Below are 4,581 nucleotides of genomic sequence, written 5' to 3'. Positions count from 1 at the left end.
CCATTCCTGATAATCACTTTTTTAAAATTGTACTTTTTTGATTGATTTTTGTTTTAAACCTCATTTCTTGGGAATCATCTTTTTTGCTGAAATGTCAATTTTATGATTTTTAGGAGGGTGCTAGTCTTTGAAAAAAAATAAGTAGAAATACTTGTAAATGTTGTACGAAATAGTAAAATTCAACTATTAATTAAGAATAAGTATATAAATAAACAGCGTAAATACTTAAAAACATGATATTAGAAGAGCAAACTCAGCAGGTTACTGAAAACCTATATATTACAAATAATGAAGTAGAAATCCTAGATTCTTTAGTCGATTCAAAAAATATGTTTTATGATTTTTCTAAGAATAAGGTAGTTTCATTTATCAAAGAAATGGACTTTAATTTGATACTCTACAACTCTAGCGAACGTGATCGTGGCTTTACAATGTATGTAGTTAAAAACTTCTGTGAGCACGAAGAGGAATTGGTATTATTACGTAATGTATTTAATAGCATTATTAGTAATGGTGTAAACCAATACATGATGAGAATAGCTAAAAGTAAAGTAGAAGATATTTTTTATATGGCTAACACTTTCAGAGCTTTGTTTAAAAAACCAAGACCTGACCAAGACTATGATGTAATTCATCCGTCCTTGCCTTCGTCTTTTACATATTAAAAGAGTATTAATATAAATTGGGATAGTGTTTAAATAAAAAGCGATTGAGGATAGTTATCCTTCAATCGCTTTTATTTTGTAGCTAAAATTATTTTTGTGTCATTTCGTCCAAAATCCATAGAAGCTGGTCTACATCGATGTTCCCATCTATTTGTATATCTGCACGTTGATAATAGGGTAAACGCGCAGCACAGCGTTCTTGAAGGCTTTTTAAGAGGGTATCCTCTGTAGTATTTCTATTAATTAATGGGCGATGATTAACATCCGACTTCTGGATTCTCTTCAATAAGTCTTCTGGCTGAACATTCAAGAAAATACTGGTACCATTGGCTTTGATAAAATCCATATTATCAAAAAAGCACGGAACTCCTCCACCCGTAGCAATGACTAGTTTTTGTTCCGCTTGAATGGCTTTTAATACTTTGCTTTCAACCTGTCTGAAATAATCTTCTCCTTTGTATTTGAATATTTCTGGAATAGTCATTAATTCTTGCTTTTCGATTAATTCATCCATATCTACGAACTGAAAATCGAGTCTTTTAGCAAGATGTCTTCCTAGAGTACTCTTTCCTGAAGAGGGCATTCCTATTAAAAAAATATTTTTCATGCTTAAAATCCTTCCCTGAAGGTGCTTGCAAATTTTACTGTAAAGATTTTATGACTTCATTTTTATCGGGCAGTGCATTATGCGACCACTTCCCTTTAACGATACCATCTTTCAACAACCAAAGTGTAGGATTAGCCCTTGCAATGGTTTTTAGAACCTTAGTATCAGCACTATAGTTTGGAATGGCTAACTGAAATTCGTGTCTAAAATTATTTACTTCTTCTTCACTAGAAGCACTGATTAACCAAACTTGTATGCCAGACCCTTCCAAGCTTTTAGCTAATTCACGAATTTCGTTAACGTGATTAGTATTTGCTTTTTTAATAACAGGAATCACCACCATCAATTTTTTACCGACAAAACTTTCAGCTTTATAATCAGTAGAATCGCCATCTTTCCAAATATTATAGTCGGTTATTTTAGCTTTAGCCTCGTCTTGATTCAGCGTAATCATTTCCTTAAAATGATACGTAGTATCGGTTGGCATTTGGTCTAGTTCCAAGGTTTCTCCGCCTTTTTCATAAATATATTTGAACTGTAAAGGAGCCGAAGGCTTCATGTTTTTAGGAATATCTTGCCCAACAGCATAAGGAAGTCCATCATAAGGAGGTAAAAATTTAACAGCATAAATCCCTAGGAATAATGAAAATACTACAGAAATACCCACAATAATCCCTGTTTTCTTATCAGCAAATATTTTGCGTTGCCACAGGATTATCAAGATAAAAAACAGCAAAACCATGTCTTTGATAAAAGAAGTCCACGGTTTCAACTTGATAGTTTCACCAAAACAGCCACAATCTGTTACCTTATTGAAATAGGCAGAATAAAAAGTAAGGAAGCCAAAGAAAATAACCGTAGCTAATAATATCCAAGAAGCTGTTTTGAGTTTATACTGTACTAATAGGCATACGCCTAGTACTAATTCTAATGCACATAAAAAAACGGAAAAATATAGTGCATAAGGAATCCAGAACTCCCAAAAACCTGCCATGAAAGGAAAGTCTGTGGCGAATACATCAAAATATTCTTCTAATTTAATCTCCGTACCAACAGGGTCATTGAGTTTAATCAGACCAGAAAAAATAAATATTATTCCGACAAAAAGTCTAGAGAAATGTGCAATTAACTTCATGAATATAGTTGTGATTGAGTGAATGGTGAATTAGTGATTGATAAACTAAATTAACCCAAAGCTGCTCTTATTACACTTCAAATTTTAGATGTATCATACAAAAAATAGCATAGTTCATCATGTCTTGATAATTGGCTTCAACGCCTTCTGATACCAATGTAACGCCTTGATTATCTTCTATTTGTTTTGTCCTAAAGATTTTCATCAATATCAAATCCGTCATTGAGCTTACACGCATATCTCTCCAAGCCTCGCCATAATCATGGTTTTTATCTTTTTGTAAAGCCAATGTTTTTTCTACTTGAATATCGTACAAATCACTAAGTTCTTGTTCTGTAAACTCCATTTTAGTAGAATCACCCAATTCTTTTTGAATCAAAGCAATGATACAATAATTGATAATTCCGATAAACTCACCTTCGATGCCGTCCTCAATTTTTTGTGTTCCCTTTTCTTGGATTGAGCGTATTCTTTGAGCTTTGATAAAAATCTGGTCGGTCAAACTAGGCAATCTTAAAATTCGCCATGAGGTACCATAATCTTTATTTTTTTGTTGAAATAATTTTTTGCAAATAGCAATAATCTCTCTGTATTGAGTTTCAGTTTGATTCATTGTATGGTTTAAATTTGTGCTAATCTTACAAAATTATTGCTTTTAGATGGTAAATGGTAATTTACAAAAATAATCCCGCAAAGTTGTTTACAACTTTGCGGGATTATCATCATGAAATATACACCTTATTTTAATACATAAGTGCTAAGTGCCTTATAAACATCGTTAATATTTTCCCCTTTTCTGAACTCTCTTTGGATAGGCTGTGCCGAACCTTTTATCCAAATCAAAATCTCGGCATCAAGGTCTAATAAGCTAGCACTACGTTTTGAAAAGTAGTTAATAGAATGGTATGGAATCGTCATGAAGTCTGTCTTAGTACCAGTAAGCCCTTGTTTGTCAACTAGAATCAAACGCTTGTTAGTAAAAACAAACATATCTCTAATCAGTTTAAATGATTTTACAATCACTTCTCCTTCAATCAAAATTGGCTCGAATTCGTGAGCGATTTTATCAGCAGAAACTTCTGATGAATTGCCCATCAATGCATTTAAAATTCCCATGTTTAGGTTTATTTATTGGGTTAAAAGAAATTACACACTAATTTAATTAAGGTTGAACAGTAAATAGATATTTACCTTGTAAAATATCTTTATGGTAATAGTTTTCTAACATATTTACCTAATCTCTTAGTGTAATGTTAAAAAAGCAAAAGATTATTACATTGAAGTAAATCAAATATATTTTTACAAATCAGTAATTACATAATAGAAAATAAAAAGGCTATTGCTTTTTCTCTTTACACCAAATAATTATACTGCTTACATTATAACACTCATCAGGCAAGGTGTCAAAGAACCTTCTATACAAATCTCGCATATTCAACGTTGCTTCAAGCTGATTAACTAAATTAACTAGCGTATCTGCTTCTTTGATTTTTCCGACATATACTTGAGGTGTCCAGTATTCTTTGGTTGATTTTTCGCTAGGGGTAGAATATATTATAGAATAAGTAATACCATCTGTACCAATACGCCAATCTTTTATATTATTTCCATCAGGCATGGTAAAGATGTCAGCATCATTGAATATAGTGTAAACTTTTTTGGCTACCTCCGGGTCAATTTTAACTGTTTTCTTGTATTTTTTATAATGTTTAGGGTAAATATCTTCTTTACTAGTTTTAGAAGTGAAATTTGTCAATGTTCCTTTAAAGCTTTTGAAATCCTTAGTCCAGATATGAATACTTTGATTTCCTGAGATAAAGCTAAAGTCTAAACTATCTCTATTGTTTTTGTAAATAGATAATAGCTTTTAGCCTTAACCTCTAGCTCAGAGGTGTGAATTGTTTTATCATTGAAATAAGAAGGAGTAACGTGTTCCTTACTTTTAGTAGTTATAACGGAAAAAATATTTATAAAAAGAAAGTAACAAGTAGTTATGGTTGTTAACATCATTTTATCTCTTTCTATTTTGTTTTCTAATATTACGAAAAATAGATAAAATCATCGGAATAATAATAAATGAAATCCAAGTAATAAAATTTCTTGGCAAAAACTGAAATTGATAATTAATGTAGAAAATACATGAAAGTAAGATTAAGCAAATAAAGGATTCAAAG

6 protein-coding genes are annotated in these 4,581 nt (G+C 31.4%); 1 reads left to right on the top strand and 5 read right to left on the bottom strand.

Annotated features, from left to right (window positions below; genetic code table 11):
• Positions 1-233: 233 nt before the first annotated feature.
• Positions 234-665 carry a hypothetical protein gene (locus AC07XN_RS23530; RefSeq protein WP_309912501.1) on the top strand — a complete coding sequence of 144 codons (432 nt, stop codon included), beginning with the start codon at positions 234-236 and terminating at the stop codon, positions 663-665.
• Between the two features lie 88 nt (positions 666-753).
• Here the strand turns inward: AC07XN_RS23530 and AC07XN_RS23525 are convergent, their stop codons facing one another.
• The 5 genes from AC07XN_RS23525 to AC07XN_RS23505 all read right to left on the bottom strand — a co-directional run bounded on the left by AC07XN_RS23525 (position 754) and on the right by AC07XN_RS23505 (position 4,163).
• The gene (locus AC07XN_RS23525; protein WP_309912499.1) at positions 754-1,272 is read right to left on the bottom strand and encodes a shikimate kinase; all 519 of its coding nucleotides are present in this window, start codon (positions 1,270-1,272) and stop codon (positions 754-756) included.
• Positions 1,273-1,306: 34 nt separating this feature from the next.
• Entirely contained in the window at positions 1,307-2,407 is a 1,101-nt protein-coding gene (locus AC07XN_RS23520) for a BT_3928 family protein (protein ID WP_494744822.1), read from the bottom strand.
• Between the two features lie 70 nt (positions 2,408-2,477).
• A complete protein-coding gene (locus AC07XN_RS23515; RefSeq protein WP_494744821.1) occupies positions 2,478-3,020 on the bottom strand; it encodes a DUF1599 domain-containing protein in 543 nt (180 codons plus the stop codon).
• Between the two features lie 125 nt (positions 3,021-3,145).
• Positions 3,146-3,523, bottom strand: coding sequence for a PH domain-containing protein (locus tag AC07XN_RS23510; RefSeq protein WP_309912494.1), 378 nt, complete (start codon positions 3,521-3,523; stop codon positions 3,146-3,148).
• Between the two features lie 220 nt (positions 3,524-3,743).
• Positions 3,744-4,163, bottom strand: a complete 420-nt coding sequence (locus tag AC07XN_RS23505) for a hypothetical protein (RefSeq protein WP_494744820.1) — start codon at positions 4,161-4,163, stop codon at positions 3,744-3,746.
• Positions 4,164-4,581: the final 418 nt, after the last annotated feature.

It is taken from the genome of Arcicella sp. GW458-12-2-14-TSB2 (assembly GCF_059423785.1).
The sequence above is the reverse complement of the archived record's forward strand: the minus strand, read 5'-3'. Positions and strand labels throughout refer to the sequence as shown.